The sequence below is a fragment of the Mesorhizobium sp. M7A.F.Ca.US.005.03.2.1 genome, from assembly GCF_003997795.1.
Lineage (GTDB): Bacteria > Pseudomonadota > Alphaproteobacteria > Rhizobiales > Rhizobiaceae > Mesorhizobium > Mesorhizobium ciceri.
This window is the reverse complement of the sequence record NZ_RZRP01001201.1, coordinates 1-1410: the sequence shown is the minus strand read 5'-3', so window position 1 is coordinate 1410 and position 1410 is coordinate 1. Positions and strand designations below refer to the sequence as shown.

The window sequence follows — 1410 nt, the reverse complement described above, 5'->3', positions numbered from 1 at the left end:
ACCGACGTGCCCTGGGCGTTCGAGTTTCCCGATGGCGGGCCGTTTGCCCGTCATCCGAGCCAGCTTTACGAGGCGCTGCTCGAGGGTGTGGTGCTGTTCCTTGTGCTGCGCATTCTCACCCATTCGCGCCTCAGGCTGAAGACGCCGCGCTTCGTCGGCGGCGCCTTCATCTGCGGCTACGGCCTGTCGCGCATCTTCGTCGAGTTCTTCCGCGAGCCTGACCAGCAGCTCGGCTATCTCCTCGGCACCAACTGGCTGACCATGGGCATGATCCTTTCTACCCCGATGGTGCTGGCCGGCATCTGGGCGATGCTGACCGCCAAGCCGGTGGCACAGCCGCAGCCGGCATGACACGGCTGAAGACCCGCATCGTCGACCTGATCGAGGCCCTTGGGCCGCTTCCCGTCAACGAGTACATGGCGCTCTGCCTGTTCGACCCGGCGGACGGCTACTACACGACGCGCGAGCCCTTTGGTGCGGGCGGCGACTTCATCACCGCGCCGGAGATCAGCCAGATGTTCGGCGAACTGGTCGCGGTCTGGGTGTACCAGGTCTGGGCAGCGAGCGGCCGGCCACTGCCGGTCACCATCGCCGAGATCGGACCCGGCCGCGGCACGCTGATGAAGGACATGCTGCGCACGCTGTCGCGGCTCGATCCTGACCTGGCCAACGGCGCCACCTTCGCCATGATCGAGACAAGCCCGCGCCTGACCGAGGTGCAAAAAAAGACGCTTGGCGTCACACCCTTCGCGGTTGGCTGGCACGAAACCATCGAGACCTTGCCGCAACAATCGCTGTTCATCGTCGGCAACGAACTGTTCGACGCGGTGCCCATCTGCCAGTTCATCCGCGCCGGCGCCGGCTGGCGCGAGCGCATGGTCGGCCTCGACGAGACCAACGATCTTTGCTTCTTCGCCGGCGCCGGCTCGGTCGACCCGATGCTGCTGCCCGCCGATGCCGCTGACGCGCCGCAAGGTGCGATCGCCGAAGTGGCGCCTGCCCGCACCGCGCTCATGGCAACAATCGCCGAGCGCATATCCAGGCATGGCGGCGCCGGCCTGTTTCTCGACTACGGCCATCTCCAGCCGGGTGTCGGCGACACGCTGCAGGCCTTGCGCAGCCACGATCACGAAGATGTGCTGGCCAATCCCGGTGAGGCCGACCTCACCTCCCACGTCGATTTCGCCGCCCTTGCCGCGATCGCGCGTGCACATGGCCTCGAAGCCCATCTCACGACACAGGGCGACTTCCTGCTCGGCATGGGCATCCTCGAGCGCGCCGGCCGCCTTGGCGCCGATGCCGGCCAGGCGGCGCGCGAAAGGATCGCCGGCGACGTCGAGCGCCTCGCCGGGCCGCAAGCCATGGGCGGGCTGTTCAAGGTGCTTGCGGTGCTGCCTCGCGGCGTGGCGG

2 protein-coding genes are annotated in these 1410 nt (G+C 67.5%); both read left to right on the top strand.

Annotation, left to right across the window (positions count from 1 at the left end):
- A partial coding sequence (locus tag EN991_RS36225; RefSeq protein ID WP_164769661.1) for a prolipoprotein diacylglyceryl transferase occupies positions 1 to 351 on the top strand: 351 nt, incomplete at its 5' end.
- Positions 348 to 1410 (top strand): class I SAM-dependent methyltransferase (locus tag EN991_RS36220; RefSeq protein ID WP_164769660.1); only part of this gene is annotated, 1063 nt, incomplete at its 3' end. The genes EN991_RS36225 and EN991_RS36220, both read left to right, overlap by 4 nt.